Source organism: Streptosporangium sp. NPDC020145, assembly GCF_040631275.1.
Taxonomy (GTDB): domain Bacteria; phylum Actinomycetota; class Actinomycetes; order Streptosporangiales; family Streptosporangiaceae; genus Streptosporangium.
Map to the genome: position 1 here is coordinate 45,673 of NZ_JBEXZT010000008.1, position 13,892 is coordinate 59,564.

General features: G+C 70.5%; 14 protein-coding genes. 5 read left to right on the forward strand and 9 right to left on the reverse strand.

All coding sequences use genetic code 11. The features are described 5' to 3' along the window. The first annotated feature begins 49 nt into the window (after positions 1-49). Both ABZ463_RS16975 and ABZ463_RS16980 read left to right on the forward strand, forming a co-directional pair. On the forward strand, positions 50-760 hold the full coding sequence (locus ABZ463_RS16975; protein ID WP_352009508.1) for an ATP-binding cassette domain-containing protein: 711 nt from the start codon (positions 50-52) through the stop codon (positions 758-760). A gap of 94 nt (positions 761-854) precedes the next feature. Next, positions 855-1,517 (forward strand): hypothetical protein, encoded by a 663-nt coding sequence (locus ABZ463_RS16980; RefSeq protein ID WP_352009509.1) that lies wholly within the window; start codon positions 855-857, stop codon positions 1,515-1,517. A 147-nt stretch (positions 1,518-1,664) separates the two neighbouring features. Here ABZ463_RS16980 and rlmN read toward each other — a convergent pair whose 3' ends face one another. Continuing rightward, a complete protein-coding gene (gene rlmN, locus ABZ463_RS16985; protein WP_362776912.1) occupies positions 1,665-2,795 on the reverse strand; it encodes a 23S rRNA (adenine(2503)-C(2))-methyltransferase RlmN in 1,131 nt (376 codons plus the stop codon). Positions 2,796-2,870: 75 nt separating this feature from the next. Here rlmN and ABZ463_RS16990 point away from each other — a divergent pair, with 75 nt between their 5' ends. Beyond that, on the forward strand, positions 2,871-3,950 hold the full coding sequence (locus ABZ463_RS16990; RefSeq protein ID WP_352009511.1) for a suppressor of fused domain protein: 1,080 nt from the start codon (positions 2,871-2,873) through the stop codon (positions 3,948-3,950). A 3-nt stretch (positions 3,951-3,953) separates the two neighbouring features. Here ABZ463_RS16990 and ABZ463_RS16995 read toward each other — a convergent pair whose 3' ends face one another. From ABZ463_RS16995 to ABZ463_RS17020, 6 genes are all read right to left on the reverse strand, one after another. Then, positions 3,954-4,784 carry a phosphatidate cytidylyltransferase gene (locus ABZ463_RS16995; protein ID WP_352009512.1) on the reverse strand — a complete coding sequence of 277 codons (831 nt, stop codon included), beginning with the start codon at positions 4,782-4,784 and terminating at the stop codon, positions 3,954-3,956. Positions 4,785-4,852: 68 nt separating this feature from the next. After that, complete coding sequence (frr, locus tag ABZ463_RS17000) at positions 4,853-5,410, reverse strand: ribosome recycling factor (protein WP_352009513.1); 558 nt, start codon at positions 5,408-5,410, stop codon at positions 4,853-4,855. 305 nt (positions 5,411-5,715) lie between these two features. Continuing rightward, positions 5,716-6,486, reverse strand: coding sequence for a UMP kinase (gene pyrH, locus ABZ463_RS17005; RefSeq protein WP_352009514.1), 771 nt, complete (start codon positions 6,484-6,486; stop codon positions 5,716-5,718). Positions 6,487-6,539: 53 nt separating this feature from the next. Then, positions 6,540-7,373, reverse strand: a complete 834-nt coding sequence (gene tsf / locus ABZ463_RS17010; protein ID WP_352009515.1) for a translation elongation factor Ts — start codon at positions 7,371-7,373, stop codon at positions 6,540-6,542. Between the two features lie 109 nt (positions 7,374-7,482). Then, positions 7,483-8,376: a 30S ribosomal protein S2 gene (rpsB, locus tag ABZ463_RS17015; protein WP_362776917.1), complete on the reverse strand. Its 894-nt coding sequence runs from the start codon at positions 8,374-8,376 to the stop codon at positions 7,483-7,485. 227 nt (positions 8,377-8,603) lie between these two features. Beyond that, positions 8,604-9,206, reverse strand: a complete 603-nt coding sequence (locus tag ABZ463_RS17020; protein ID WP_352009517.1) for a winged helix-turn-helix domain-containing protein — start codon at positions 9,204-9,206, stop codon at positions 8,604-8,606. A gap of 112 nt (positions 9,207-9,318) precedes the next feature. Between ABZ463_RS17020 and ABZ463_RS17025 the strand changes: the two genes are divergently transcribed. Next, positions 9,319-10,557: an MFS transporter gene (locus tag ABZ463_RS17025; RefSeq protein ID WP_362776920.1), complete on the forward strand. Its 1,239-nt coding sequence runs from the start codon at positions 9,319-9,321 to the stop codon at positions 10,555-10,557. On the opposite strand, the gene ABZ463_RS17030 is transcribed toward ABZ463_RS17025, so the two are convergent. Both ABZ463_RS17030 and ABZ463_RS17035 read right to left on the reverse strand, forming a co-directional pair. Beyond that, positions 10,496-11,842, reverse strand: a complete 1,347-nt coding sequence (locus ABZ463_RS17030; protein WP_362776923.1) for an APC family permease — start codon at positions 11,840-11,842, stop codon at positions 10,496-10,498. The two genes, ABZ463_RS17025 and ABZ463_RS17030, sit on opposite strands and share 62 nt — an antisense overlap. A gap of 99 nt (positions 11,843-11,941) precedes the next feature. Continuing rightward, positions 11,942-13,309, reverse strand: coding sequence for a CoA transferase (locus tag ABZ463_RS17035; RefSeq protein ID WP_362776925.1), 1,368 nt, complete (start codon positions 13,307-13,309; stop codon positions 11,942-11,944). 194 nt (positions 13,310-13,503) lie between these two features. Here ABZ463_RS17035 and ABZ463_RS17040 point away from each other — a divergent pair, with 194 nt between their 5' ends. Further along, entirely contained in the window at positions 13,504-13,866 is a 363-nt protein-coding gene (locus tag ABZ463_RS17040; protein ID WP_352009521.1) for a YraN family protein, read from the forward strand. Positions 13,867-13,892: the final 26 nt, after the last annotated feature.

The following is a 13,892-nucleotide window of genomic DNA, read 5'->3' on the forward strand; positions in this document are numbered from 1 at the left end:
ACGCGCGCCTCAGCGACGGAAACGGGTGATCACGAAAGTGGTACCAGGCATGCGGCTCTCCAAGGTGTTCTTCAGATACTCGCGACGCGGTCCGTGGGTGCTGCGGGACATCGACCTCACGCTACGGCCCGGCTCCGTCATCGAGGTCACCGGCAAGAACGGAGCCGGCAAGTCCACCCTGCTGCGCCTGCTGGCCGGGATCGTCCCGCCCTCCAAGGGCACCGTCGCCCAACGGCCCCGCGTCGTCGGCTACGCCCCCGACGTCTTCCCCATCGGCCAGCCGTTCACCGTCACCGCCTACCTGACCCACATGGCCGAGATCCGGGGGGTCTCCCCCGCCGCCATAGGACGCCTCGCCGACCGGCTTGAGGCGACCCACCTGCTCGAACAGCCGCTCGGCGACCTGTCGAAGGGCAGCGCCCAGAAGATCGGGCTCATCCAGTCGCTGCTGGACCCGCCGGACCTGCTCATCCTGGACGAGCCCTTCGCCGGGCTCGACGCGCACACCCGGGGCGAACTGCCCGCCATGATCGGCGAGATCGCCGCGAACGGCGGGACGGTCGTGGTGAGCGACCACCAGAACCAGCTGGAGAACTTCCCCGGCGCCGACCACTGGCTTGTCGCGGGCGGTACGGTGACCACCCAGGCGGGAGAGCGCCCCAAGCAGGTCGTGATCGAGGTGCTCGTCGACGCCGCGGAGGCCGACGAGGTCGAGCAGAAGCTCCACGCCGACGGCTACACGACCAGGCGGGCCCTGTGACCCCCTCCGCGTCACGCCTTCCCGGCGTCAGGCAGATCACTCCCTACGGCGCCCTCCCCCATCCGAAGGCGGCCGCAACGCCCAGGAAGGCCAGATGATCCCCCTCGTCCGTTTCAAGCTGGCCGCCTACACCCGGTCGCACCGCCTGCTCCAGCCGGTGATCGCCCTGTTCGCGATGCTGGCGATCTTCTACTCGTCGCCGGGACCCGCCCTTGAGGGCTACAGCGACTCGGCCGCGCTGCTCATCGTCGTCTTCGCCTGGGCCGCCAGGAGCCTGCTCGACACCGAACCGCCGACCCAGCGGCTGATCTCGATGACGGCGGCGGGAAACCCCGGCCGGGAGGTCACCTCCGGCCTGGTCGCCGCCTTCGCCGTCAACCTCGGCCTGGCGGCGGTCGCGATCGTGGCCCCCCTGATCATCCGCTTCGGCGTCCTGCCCGCGCCGGGCGACCTGGCGCGCGGCGTCGGGCTCCACCTGCTCGGGGTGTGCGTCGGCACAGCGCTCGGCGCGCTCGCCAGCGCCCCGATCCTGCCCTCCCCCGCCACCTCCCTGGTGGCCCTGTTCGGCGGCTACACGGCCATGCTGCTGCTCAGCCTCACCCCGATCGGGTCCTTCCTGGTGCCGATCATGCCGTGGATGCGGGCGACCAACTCGGGCAGGCTCGACGAGGTCCTGCTCCCGATAGCCACCGCGACACTCCTGTGGTCCGCGGCGGGCGTGCTGGCCTACCTCAGACTGCGCCGCTCCCGCCCCTGACGGACGCCGCCCTTGGCCCGTGTCAAGGCGTGACGGCGAGGACCGGGTGCGGCGGGGGGGCGCCGGGTGCGGGGACGGGCCGGTACGGCGGGCGGCGGCCGGGGGGCCGGCCGTAGGGCCTGGGGGGTTGCCTGGACTGTTCGGGGGCTACTCGGCGGCGGCGAGCTGGCCGCAGGCACCGTCGATCTCGCGGCCCCTGGTGTCGCGGACCGTCACCGGGACGCCGTGGAACTCCAGGCGGCGGACGAAGGCCTGCTCGTCCTCCGGGCGGGAGGCGGTCCACTTCGAGCCCGGGGTGGGGTTGAGCGGGATCAGGTTGACGTGCACGAGCTTGTTCCTGACCAGCTTGCCGAGCAGGTCGGCCCGCCACTTCTGGTCGTTGATGTCCTTGATCAGGGCGTACTCGATCGAGACCCGGCGCTTGGTCCTGGCCGCGTACTTCCAGGCGGCGTCGAGGACCTCGGCCACCTTCCAGCGGGTGTTGATCGGCACCAGGGTGTCGCGCAGTTCGTCGTCCGGGGCGTGCAGCGACAGCGCCAGCGTCACCGGCAGCCCCTCCTCGGCGAGCTTGCCGATCGCCGGGACCAGGCCGACGGTCGAGACCGTGACCCCGCGCGCCGAGATGCCCAGCCCCGAGGGGGCGGGCTCGACCAGCCTGCGCACGGCCCCGATCACGGCCTTGTAGTTGGCCAGCGGCTCGCCCATGCCCATGAAGACGACGTTGCTGATCCGGCCCGGCCCTCCTGGGACCTCGCCGGAGGCGAGAGCCCTGGCTCCCGCGACCACCTGCTCGACGATCTCGGCGGTGGACATGTTGCGGGTCAGGCCCGCCTGGCCCGTCGCGCAGAACGGGCAGTTCATCCCGCAGCCCGCCTGAGAGGAGACACAGATGGTCGTCCGGTCCGGGTAGCGCATCAGGACGGACTCGACCAGCGCGCCGTCGAACAGCCGCCACAGCGTCTTACGGGTCGTGCCCCTGTCGGTCGTCAGCTCCCTGACCGAGGTCAGCAGCTTCGGGAACAGCGCGGTGGCGAGCTTCTCCCTGGCCGCGGCGGGCAGGTCCGTCATGAGGGCCGGGTCGCCGTTGAGCTTCTCGAAGTAGTGCCGGGAGAGCTGGTCCGCGCGGAACGCCTTCTCACCGAGCTCCGTGACCGCGGCCTTGCGCTCGGCCATGGTCAGATCGGCCAGGTGACGGGCGGGCTTCGCCCTGCGGGGCGCCACGAAGGTGAGCTGGCCGGGGGCGGGAGTCCGGCTCTGGCTCTGGCTGGCAGTGGACACGGTGCAAAGCCTTCTCTCGACGGTTACGCGAATACTTCGGAAGCGGTGCTCGCCCCTGATCTAGAGTCCGGAGGTATGGCGACAATCCGCTCCACGGGCGAGCGGGGAGACGACGTCGAGGTCGTGTTCACCGACGTCAATCCCTACGGGAGCCGCACCCTGGTGGTCGAACGCGACGAGACCTCCTCGGTAGCTTACCTGCGCGGGCCTCACGGCACGGTTCACGGAGCGGTGTGGCTGGCCAACCACGGCCGCGCCCCCGAGGCCTTCGACCCGTCCCGTCCCGAATCCGGGCTTCCCCCCGTGGCGCCCAGGGCGAACACCGGGCACCCCGACGGCAGGGCACCGCTGGGCAGGTTGCGGGCGCTGTGGTTCGAGGAGGGCGACGGCGTCGCCCTGTACGAGAACGACGAGTTGCTGGCGGTCATTCCTGGCTGGGCCGACATGAGCCGCGGCATGCCGGGCTACTCCTTCGACGCCGTCGGAGAGTTCCCGTTCGCCTGGTCGCTTGAGGAGGCCCTGGAGGGGCTGGCCCCCAGGCTGGCCAGGGCCCGCGCCTACTGGGACTGGCGGACGGGTGAGGGAGCCTGGGCGACCTTCCAGCAGTTCGTGATGGGCCACCTGGACAGGACGGTGGGCACGGCGGGCAGGTTCTGGGACGCCGGAGGCGACCGGCTGCCGACGGTCGGCATCACGGAACGGCCCCCCGAGGGTCAACGCGAGTACACCGTCCTGTCCACGGTCGGAATGAGCTGCCAGCCGATGCCGACCGTCGAGCAGTACGTCGAACGGCCCCAGGCCCGCACCAGGATCGAACTCGCCGTCGCCACCCCCGGCGACCCGCGTGAGGCCGCCAGGCTCTTCCTGTGGCTTGCCCAGTACCCCTGGCACTCGGTCACCTGGCTGGGACACGGCCACACCGCCAGGTGGTACCACCGCCCCGAGACGTTTCCGCTCGGCTCCCCCTATGGGGGCGTCATCATGCTGAGCGGCCTGCCCGGCCTGCCCGACCTGTCGGGTTTCGCCTTCGGCGGGGACGACGTCGAGTGGCTGTGGCTGGTCCCGATCACCGCCGAGGAGCTCGACCTGGTCGGCGAGGAGGGCCACCGGGCGCTCCTGCCCCGCCTCTCCTCCGCCCGGATCACCGGGACCTGAGGCTCACACCAGCAGCGTCAGCAGCGCCCAGATCGGGATCAACGCGGCCAGCAGCGAGTCGAGGCGGTCCATCAGGCCACCGTGACCGGGCAGGACGCTGCCCATGTCCTTGACGCCGAGGTCCCGCTTGATCACCGACTCGACGAGGTCTCCCAGCGTGGCGAAGGCGACCGCGACCGCGCCGATCAGCACGCCCTTCCACACGGCGTCGCCGAGCAGCCACGCGACCAGCCAGCCGCCGACGGCCATGCAGGCCAGTGCGGAGCCTGCCAGCCCCTCCCAGGTCTTCTTCGGGCTGATCCGCGGCGACATCTTGTGCCTGCCGAACAGGATGCCCGCGAAGTAGCCGCCGATGTCGCTGGCGGCCGTGGTCGCGACGAAGACGACCACCCGGTCCGGCCCCTGGTCATCGGCGAGCAGAAGCCCGACGAACCCGGCCAGCAACGACGGGTAGACGGTCACCAGCAGGGTCGCGGAGATGTCGCGGACGTAGCCCTCCGTGCCCTGGAACATCCGCCAGATCATCAGCACGAGCACGGTCATCGCGAAGGCGCCGACGAGCCACGCGGGCCCGTCCCTGCCGCCCCAGTAGGCGCCGCAGACCATGATGGCCATCCCGGCCAGAACCGGGACCACCGGGACGTTGATGTCCCTGGCCGCGAACGACTTGACGAGCTCCGTCACGCCGATGCCCACCGCCGCGATCACCACGGCGAGGAAGAGCCACTCGACGAAATAGAGGGAGGCGATGATGACCGCTCCCAGACCGGCACCCACCGCGATCGCGACGGGGAGATTCCGGCCGGTACGGCTACCGCCCGTCGCAGGTTCCACGAGGCCCTACTCTCATGCGAAAAATCCTTGTCCCGCGCGGAAGGCCGGGCGGGACAAGGATCACAGGCTCAGACTTCGAGCAGCTCGGCTTCCTTGTGCTTGAGCAGCTCGTCGATCTTGGCGACGTGCCTCTGGGTGAGGTCGTCGAGCTCCTTCTCGGCGCGACGCACCTCGTCCTCGCCCGCGTCGCCGTCCTTGACCATCTTGTCGAGGGTCTCCTTGGCGTGACGGCGGATGTTGCGGACGGACACCCGGGACTGCTCCGCCTTGGTGCGGGCGACCTTGATGTACTCCTTGCGGCGCTCCTCGGAGAGCTCGGGGAAGGCCACCCGGATGACCTGACCGTCGTTGCCCGGGTTGACGCCGAGGTCGGAGTTGCGGATCGCCTTCTCGATCGCCGCCATCGAGCCCTTGTCGAAGGGCTGGATCACGACCATACGGGCCTCGGGGACGTGGAACGAGGCCAGCTGCTGAATGGGCGTGAGGGCGCCGTAGTACTCAGCGCTGATCTTGTTGAACATCGACGGGGTGACCCGGCCCGTGCGGATGCCGGCGAAGTCGTCCTTCGCCACGGCCACGGCCTTCTCCATCTTTTCTTCGGCTTCGAAGAGAGTTTCGTCAATCACAGCGGCTCCTGCCTTCTCGGTCACTCACCATTCCACACCCGCTTCGCGGAACGCCGTACCATCCGGAGGGGTCCCTCCATATGGCCGGTGCCGCCTTCCGCTCCGCTCACCGCGGTCAGGCTCGCTCCCCGTCTTCCGGGTCACCGACCCGACTCACTCACTTCACGGGAGACTCCTACGTCGCCCACCGCTCCGCTCGCTCCGTCAGGCTCGTTCCCTACCTCCAGGTCACTCACCCGACTCACTCACTTCACGGGAGACTCCTACGTCGCCCACCGCTCCGCTCGCTCCGTCAGGCTCGTTCCCTATTTCCCTGCCGGGCTCACCAGCGTGCCGATCTTCTCACCGCGTACGGCCCGCAGGATGTTGCCCTCGCCCATGAGGTCGAAGACCACGATGGGCAGGCCGTTGTCCATGCAGAGGCTGATGGCGGTGGCGTCCATGACACCGAGACCGCGGGTCAGCACCTCACCATATTCGAGGTGGTCGAACCTGACGGCGTCGGGGTTCTTCCTGGGGTCGGCGTCGTAGACGCCGTCCACCTGGGTTCCCTTGAGCAGTGCCTGGGCGCCGACCTCAAGCGCGCGCTGGGCGGCGCAGGTGTCGGTCGAGAAGAACGGCGAGCCGAGCCCGGCCCCGAAGATCACCACGCGCCCCTTCTCCAGGTGGCGGATGGCGCGACGGGGCAGGAAGGGCTCGGCGACCTGCTGCATGGTGATCGCCGTCTGAACGCGGGTGTCGATGCCGCGCTTCTCCAGGAAGTCCTGGAGGGCCAGGCAGTTGATGACCGTGCCGAGCATGCCCATGTAGTCGGCCCTGGCCCGGTCCATGCCGCGCTCGGACATCGCCGCACCGCGGAACATGTTGCCGCCGCCGACCACGACCGAGACCTGGACGCCCTCGCGGACCGCCTCGGCGATCGAGTCGGCCAGCTGCCCGACGACGCGGGGGTCGATGCCCAGCGGCTCGCCCCCGGCGAACGCCTCACCGGAGAGCTTCAACATGACGCGTTTCCAGCGAAGCGGGCCCGCGTACGACGAAACCGCCGACGTAGCGGGGTCTGATTTCTCCTGCACGGCGGCGGCCTCCTCGTTGTTCTAACGCTCTGGTGAGAGAAGCTGGGTCAAGCCTAAGCCTGGCCCACCTTGTAGCGGACGAAGGCCTGGACCTGAACGCCGTTCTCGGTGGCGAACTTGCCGACGGACTTCTTGTTGTCCTTGACGAAAGCCTGCTCAAGCAGGGTGAAGTCCTTGTACCAGCCGTTGATGCGGCCGTCGACGATCTTGCCGATGGCGGCCTCGGGCTTGCCCTCCTCGCGGGTCATCTCCTCGAAGAGCGCGCGCTCCTTCTCGATGACGTCCGCGGGGACCGCGGCGGAGTCGAGGTACTTCGGAGCCATCGCGGCGGCGTGCTGCGCGATGTCCTTGGCGACCTCGGCGTTGGCCGTGTCGAGCTGGACCAGCACGCCGACCGCCGGGGGCAGCTGCGGGTCGGTCTTGTGCATGTAGGCGCCGATGAAGCCGCCCTCAAGGACCGCGAACCTACGGATCTCGATCTTCTCGCCGAGCGCGGCGTTGGCCTCGTCCAGCTGCTCCTTGACGGACTTGCCACCGAGCTCGGAGTCGAGCAGGGCGGGCACGTCGGCCGGCTTGGTGGCCAGGATGTGCTCGACGACCTGGGCCGCGAGCTCCTGGAAGCGCTCGCCCTTGGCGACGAAGTCGGTCTCGCAGTTGAGCTCGAGCAGCGCGGCGGAGGAGTCGCCGTCCTGCTTGAGGGCGATCAGGCCGTTGGAGGCGGTGCGGGCCTCGCGCTTGCCGACGTCCTTGGCGCCCTTGAGACGCAGGAGCTCGACGGCGCGGTCGAAGTCGCCCTCGGACTCCTCAAGAGCCTTCTTGCAGTCCATCATGCCGGCGGCGGTCAGCTCACGAAGCCGCTTGACGTCGGCCATGTTCACGGAAGCCATTGTCTTCTTCCTCGTGGGAATCGTCGTGGATCGGGTGGGTGCCCCGCGCTGGCGCACCCACCCGTGAAAGAGCCTTGCGGGTCGTACGGCCGGGCCGTACGAGGTGGGCCTAGGCCTGCTTGTCGGCGTCCTCGGCGGCGGCCTCGGCCTCAGCCTCGGTGGCCTCGGCGGTCTCGGTGACCTCAGCGGCCGGGGCGGCCTCGGTCGCGGCGGTGGCCTCGGCGCCCGCGAGCAGCTCCTGCTCCCACTCGGCCAGCGGCTCGGCGCCACCGGCGACGGCCGGCTTGTCGTCACCGCGGTTGGCGCCCGCGCGGGCCATGAGGCCGGCGGCGACGGCGTCGGCGACGACGCGGGTCAGCAGACCGACGGCGCGGATGGCGTCGTCGTTACCCGGGATCGGGTAGTCGACCTCGTCCGGGTCGCAGTTGGTGTCGAGGATCGCGACGACCGGGATGTTGAGCTTGCGGGCCTCGCTGATCCCGATGTGCTCCTTCTTGGTGTCCACGACCCACACCGCGCTGGGCACGCGGGACATGTCACGGATACCGCCGAGGGTGCGCTCCAGCTTCTCCTTCTCACGGCGGCGCATGAGGAGCTCCTTCTTGGTGAGCCCCGAGCCCGCGACGTTGTCGAAGTCGAGCTCCTCAAGCTCCTTCAGACGCTGGAGCCTCTTGTGCACGGTGGAGAAGTTGGTGAGCATGCCACCCAGCCAGCGCTGGTTGACGTACGGCATGCCGACGCGGGCGGCCTGCTCGGCGATGGCCTCCTGCGCCTGCTTCTTCGTGCCGATGAACATGATCGTGCCGCCGTGCGCGACGGTCTCCTTGACGAAGTCGTAGGCCCTGTCGATGTAGGACAGCGACTTCTGCAGGTCGATGATGTAGATGCCGTTGCGCTCGGTGAAGATGAAGCGCTTCATCTTCGGGTTCCAGCGACGGGTCTGGTGACCGAAGTGGACGCCGCTCTCAAGCAGCTGCCGCATGGTGACGACGGGGGTGGACATGTGATTGTCCTCCAGGTCGGAGCACCCATCTCTGGGCGCTGTTCTCGGTTGACGCGACGGTCCGCGACCGTCGCCCTGATGCTCCGAACCGCCTCCAGCCGGGTTCTCACCCGGACCGATGGATGTGGTTCCTGATGGGGCATGCGAAGTCGGCCCGTGAGACACAGGCCATCGAAAATTGTACCCTCAGCCGGGCATCCCGCTGACCTCGGCGCGTCGGCGGCCCCTCACGCGTCGCGGGGAAGGCCGTGCGGCCGCCGTACGGCCCTGGGGAAGAGGTTGACCTGTGCCTCGGCGACCCTGGCGTCCGCGGGGGCCTCGTCCCGGCTGCGCGCGGTGAGCCGGTAGGGGGCGAGCAGCTCGTCGATCCGCCGGTTGAGATCCCCCAGCTCCTCCGAGTCGACCAGCAGGATCGTGCGGGAGAACGCCGTCGCCTCAAGCCAGTGCCTGGGCTCCCGGTCCAGTGCCGCCAGCGCGCGGGCGGCCTCCTCGGCGGCCTGGTCGCGCATGACCTTGATCAGCAGGTCCTTGGCCGTTCGCACCTCGGGACCGTCCTCCGGCTTCCGGGTGACGGACATCCTCTTGGAGGAGCTGCGCCAGAGCCGTTCCCTGCCGTCGCCCCTGGGCGGCGCGTCCTCGGCGAAGCCGTACTTGGCGAGCATGCGCAGGTGGTAGCTGGCCGCGCTCGGGGTGATCCCGACGACCTCGGCGACCTCGGTCGCGGTGGCGGGCCCCTCGACCTGGAGCCGGTTCAGGATCGCCAGCCGCGCGGGGTGGGCGAGGGCGCGCATCGCCACGGGATCGGTGAGCGGCTCACGTTCCTGGGTCATGTGCAAACCGTACCCACCCTTCGATGTGAAGGATTGCCTTCACAATTATGAAGTACTACCTTCATAGTTGTGAAGCATTCCCTTCACACCTGCTCCCCGAAGGTGGTCCTCCGTGCTCCAGACCGTTCCGCTGCGCGCCCAACGCGACTACCGGTTGCTGCTGTCCTCCCGCGCCGTCTCCGAGATCGGCACCGAGATCTCCAAGCTGGCCGTGCCGCTGACCGCCGCCGCCCTGCTCGGCGCCTCCCCGATCCAGATGGGCCTGCTCACCGCCGCCTCCTCGCTGCCCTCCCTGATGTTCGGGCTGCAGGCGGGGGCCCTCGCCGACCGGCTCAGGAGGCACAGGCCGGTCATGGTCGCCTGCGAGGCGGCCTCCGCGATGGCCATGGCCACGATCCCTCTCGCCTGGTTCGCCGGGCTGCTGACGGTGCCGTGGCTGATCGCTGCGGCGTTCGTCGTCGGCACCGGCACCACGCTCTTCCGCGCGGCGAACTTCCCCCACCTGGCCGTGGTGGTCGACGAGAGGCAGCGGACCGAGGCGCTCGCGGGCCTGCACTCGGTCTTCTCCCTCGCCTCCGTCTGCGGCCCCGGCCTCGCCGGACTACTCGTCCAGTTGTTCACCGCGCCGTTCGCGATCGTCGCCGACGCGTTCTCCTTCCTGGCCTCGGCGTTCCTCGTCCGGTCGATCAGGACCCCCGAGGATCACACTCCGGCTCCCCCGCGCGGTCTGTGGGCCGAGATCAACGAGGGTCTGCGAACGGTCACCGGCAACCCCGTGCTCAGAACGCTCTGCGGCTGCGGGGTCGTCATCAACTTCTTCGGGGCCGCCTACACGGCGGTGTTCGTGATCTACGCGCTCGCCGAGCTTCACCTGCCCGCGGGGCTGATCGGCCTGCTCACCGCCAGCTTCGGTGTCGGCGGCCTGGCGGCCACGGCCCTCATCCCGCGCCTGACCGCGAAGTACGGCGAGCACCAGGTGATCGCGTACGCCGTCATCGTCTTCCCGCTCGACTACGTGATCACGGCGACCGCCTCGGGGCCGACGTGGGCCGCCTTCCTGGCCCTGGCCGCCGGCGGGCTGGTCAGCGGCGCGGCCGTCATCGCCTTCTCCGTCTGCTTCGGCGCCGTGGTCCTGCGGGAGACCCCCGCCAGCCTGCGGGGCCGGGTCAACGCGACCAACACCTTCGCCGTCCAGGGCGTGCTGGCCCTCGGCGGCATCGCGGGCGGCCTGCTCGGTCAAGTGCTCGGGCTGCGCCCCGTCCTGTGGATCGGCGCGGCCGGGGTCGCGCTCACGATCCCGTGGATCTGGCTCTCCCCCCTCGGCCGTTCCTCCGCACCGCGAACACGATGACCCCGGTGACCAGCCAGACGAGCCCGGCGACCTTGGCGAGCGGAGCGGCCAGGATGATGATCCAGATCGCGACGAGGCCGCCCGCGACCGGCACGACCAGGTGCCGCCACAGGTCACGGCTCCCCCGGCGAACCCTGAAGTATCCGATCACCGAGCCGTGCAGCATCGTGAACGCCGCCAACGCTCCGATGTCCACGACCGAGACCAGCACGTCAAGACCGTCCGGCCTGCTCGCCGCCCAGACCGAGACGACCAGCGTCACCGCCCCCGCGCTGAGCAGCGCCGCCCGTGGCGTCCCGGAGCCCGCATCGACCGTCGAGAGCGCCCGGGGCAGGCCGCCGTCCCTGGCCATGCCGTACAGCAGCCGCCCGGCCGCGGCCACCGCGGTCATCGCGGCGAACGCGGGACCGACCGCCTTGGCCACCTTCATCAGGCCCGCCAGCCAGGGGGCGACCGACCGCTCGACCACGTCGTAGAAGGCCGTGCCCTGCGTGGCGGGGTCCGCGGCCAGCTCCGCCGGGCTCATCGGGGCCAGCAGGCCGGCCAGGAAGGTCTGCAGCACGAACAGCGTCCCCGCGACCCCCAGGCAGAGCAGCACCGCCCTGCCGACCTGGCGCGAGTCACCGGTCGTCTCCTCCGCGAACGAGGCGATGGCGTCGAACCCCAGGAAGGACAGCACCGCGACCGAGACGGCCCCGATCACCAGGGTGGTCGTGGTCCCGCCGACTCCGGTGAACGGCGACGCCCACGGCCTGACCGGTCCCTCGGCGACCAGCACGGCCACGGCCGTCACCACGAAGATCGCCAGCACCACGATCTCGGCCAGCAGCACGACCAGGCCGACCCGGGCGGCCAGCCGTACTCCCGAGACGTTGAGCGCGGTGGTCACGGCGAAGGCCAGCGCGGTGAAGGCCCAGGCGGGGACTGCGGGAAAGAGCGCGTGCAGCGCGATCCCGGAGAACAGGTAGGCCACGCTGGGGATGAGCAGGTAGTCGAGCATGATCAACCAGCCCGCGAGGAACCCGGCCGCCGGGCCGAGGCCCGCCGAGGCGTAGGCGAACACCGATCCGGCCCGCGGCACGACCCGTGACATCTCGGCGTACGACAGAGCGGTGAAGGCCATGGCCACCGTGGCGATGACGTAGACGAGCCCGACCGCCCCCGCGCTCCTCGCGTCGAGCACCCCGAACACGCCGACCGGGGCCAGCGGCCCGATGAACAGCAGTCCGTAGACGATCAGGTCCCGGACCGAGAGCGTACGGCGCAGCCTCGCCCGTGTCTCCACGCCATCCCTCCCCCCGCGCAGGATGCACTCGTCCCTGGACCATCCCCTCATCCGGCGTTGTCATCCGGGGTCGCCGCCGGAGGTTCCGGATCGGGCCGCTCACCACCAGGCGGGCGGGTGCTCCCCCTGTCCCGGTGGCGGGCTCGTCCAGTACGGCCGGGCGCCGTCGACGCTCCCCGGCGCCCTGACGTAGGTGAGCCTCCCGAACGGGCTGTCCATCTCGCTCAGCAGGTCGGCGACCCGCGGCCCCTTCCCTGTGACGTTCTCCGCCTCGGCGCGGCCGAGCGAGTCGAGCCACAACGCGGTCCTGGCCAGCGACACCTCGACCCGCCAGGAACCTCCCTCCCGCGAACGGCGCGTCAGGGCGGCCATCGCGCCGAAGGCCGCCAGATAGCCCGTGGCGTGGTCGAGCGCCTGGGCGGGAAGCGGGCGCGGCCCGGCCCCGCCGCCGCCCTCGTGGGCGATGCCGCACACCATCTGGACCAGACTGTCGAAACCCCGCCTGCCCGCCCACGGACCGTGCGCGCCGTAGGCGGAGAGATCGACGCACACGATGCCCGGCCTGATCCCGGCCAGTTCCTCCGGACCGAAGCCCAGCGTCTCCAGCGCGCCCGGCCGGTAGGACTGCACGAACACCTCCGCCCCGGCGACCAGGTCACGCAACGCCGCCGCCCCCCGCGCGGTCCTCAGGTCGAGGTGGCAGGAGCGCTTGCCGAAAGCGGTGCCGACCACCAGCCCCGGCACCTCCGGCAGGTGCCCGGCCCCCACCCTGAGCACCCGCGCCCCGTGGGCGGCGAGCGTGCGGGTGGCCACCGGCCCGGCGATCACCCGTGTCAGGTCCAGCACCCGCACCCCGTCCAGCGGCCTGTCCCTCCTCCCGCCCGGTGCCCGTACCGGCCCGTCGCCGATCCTGGTCAGGCCGACGAGCGGCGAGCGCGCGACCGCCGCCCTCTGCGGATGGGCCCGCCACCCGGCGCGGCTGCGCATCATGGCCGCGCATCCCCCCTCGGCCGTGACCACCTCCTCGACCTCGAAGGCGGTACGGCCCGCGCACGCCCTGGCGACGGCCTCACCGTCCGCGCCGGTGGGCAACCCGAGGGCGGCCAGGGCCGCGTCCCTGTGGTGGTCGAAGTTGCAGTGCAGCCGGACCCACCCGTCAACGGTCCGGTAGTCGCCGGAAAGCGCCGCCCACCCGGCGGGACGAGCTCCGTCGATCATGAAGTGGCGCTCGTCCAGGAAGGCGACCGCCGCCTCGCGGACGTCCACCTCCGCCCCCGCTCCTCCCCCGAGACCGGCCGCCGCGGCGGTCGCGGCCCCGACGGAGACCGCGGCCGCCGTGTCGACGTGGAAGACGGACGGCAGCACCGGCTCCGCGCCGGTGACCCGCAAAGGCGGCAGCTCGACCCCTACCTCGGCGCCCAGCCTTCGCACGAGGTCCTCGACGACCTCTTCTCTCTCCTCACACATGCGACGAAGCCTCGCACTTCGCCTTTCCATCCGCGGGCCTTCGGCGGGTTCTGGCTCTGGACACCACCCGAGGTCGTCTCCCGTATGGGTTTTCCACAGGCCGGCCGGTCCGCGTGCCGTTTTCCACAGAACCGGATTCGGTCCCTCGCGGGCGGGGCGAGCTGCGCGAAGGTCTGGGACCGGAGGTGGTTTCCATGGCCGCGAAGGACGATCTCGGCAGGCACGGCGAGCAACTCGCCGTCGCCTACCTGCTGACCCGTGGCATGCGGGTTCTCGACCGCAACTGGCGATGTTCCGACGGAGAGATCGACGTGGTCGCCCGCGAGGACCACACGCTCGTCGCGGTCGAGGTGAAGACCCGTTCGGGGCGCACCCACGGCACGGCCTTCGAGGCGGTGACCGAGGAGAAGGTCGCCCGCCTGCGCAGGCTCATCGCCAAATGGCGGAACGAGCGGTGCGCCCCGTCCGAACGGTTCGACGCGATCCGTGTCGACGTCGTCGCCCTCGAACGGTTCGCCGGAGCCTTCACCATCCGTCACGAACGAGGGATGTGCTGAATGTCCCTCAGACCATCACAGGGAGT

Excerpts from the sequence above, each read along its gene's own strand:
- ABZ463_RS16975 (WP_352009508.1), top strand. The coding sequence starts at position 50 with ATGCGGCTCTCCAAGGTGTTCTTCAGATACTCGCGACGCGGTCCGTGG.
- ABZ463_RS16980 (WP_352009509.1), top strand. The coding sequence starts at position 855 with ATGATCCCCCTCGTCCGTTTCAAGCTGGCCGCCTACACCCGGTCGCAC.
- ABZ463_RS16990 (WP_352009511.1), top strand. The coding sequence starts at position 2,871 with ATGGCGACAATCCGCTCCACGGGCGAGCGGGGAGACGACGTCGAGGTC.
- tsf (WP_352009515.1), bottom strand. The coding sequence starts at position 7,373 with ATGGCTTCCGTGAACATGGCCGACGTCAAGCGGCTTCGTGAGCTGACC.
- rpsB (WP_362776917.1), bottom strand. The coding sequence starts at position 8,376 with ATGTCCACCCCCGTCGTCACCATGCGGCAGCTGCTTGAGAGCGGCGTC.
- ABZ463_RS17020 (WP_352009517.1), bottom strand. The coding sequence starts at position 9,206 with ATGACCCAGGAACGTGAGCCGCTCACCGATCCCGTGGCGATGCGCGCC.
- ABZ463_RS17035 (WP_362776925.1), bottom strand. The coding sequence starts at position 13,309 with ATGTGTGAGGAGAGAGAAGAGGTCGTCGAGGACCTCGTGCGAAGGCTG.
- ABZ463_RS17040 (WP_352009521.1), top strand. The coding sequence starts at position 13,504 with ATGGCCGCGAAGGACGATCTCGGCAGGCACGGCGAGCAACTCGCCGTC.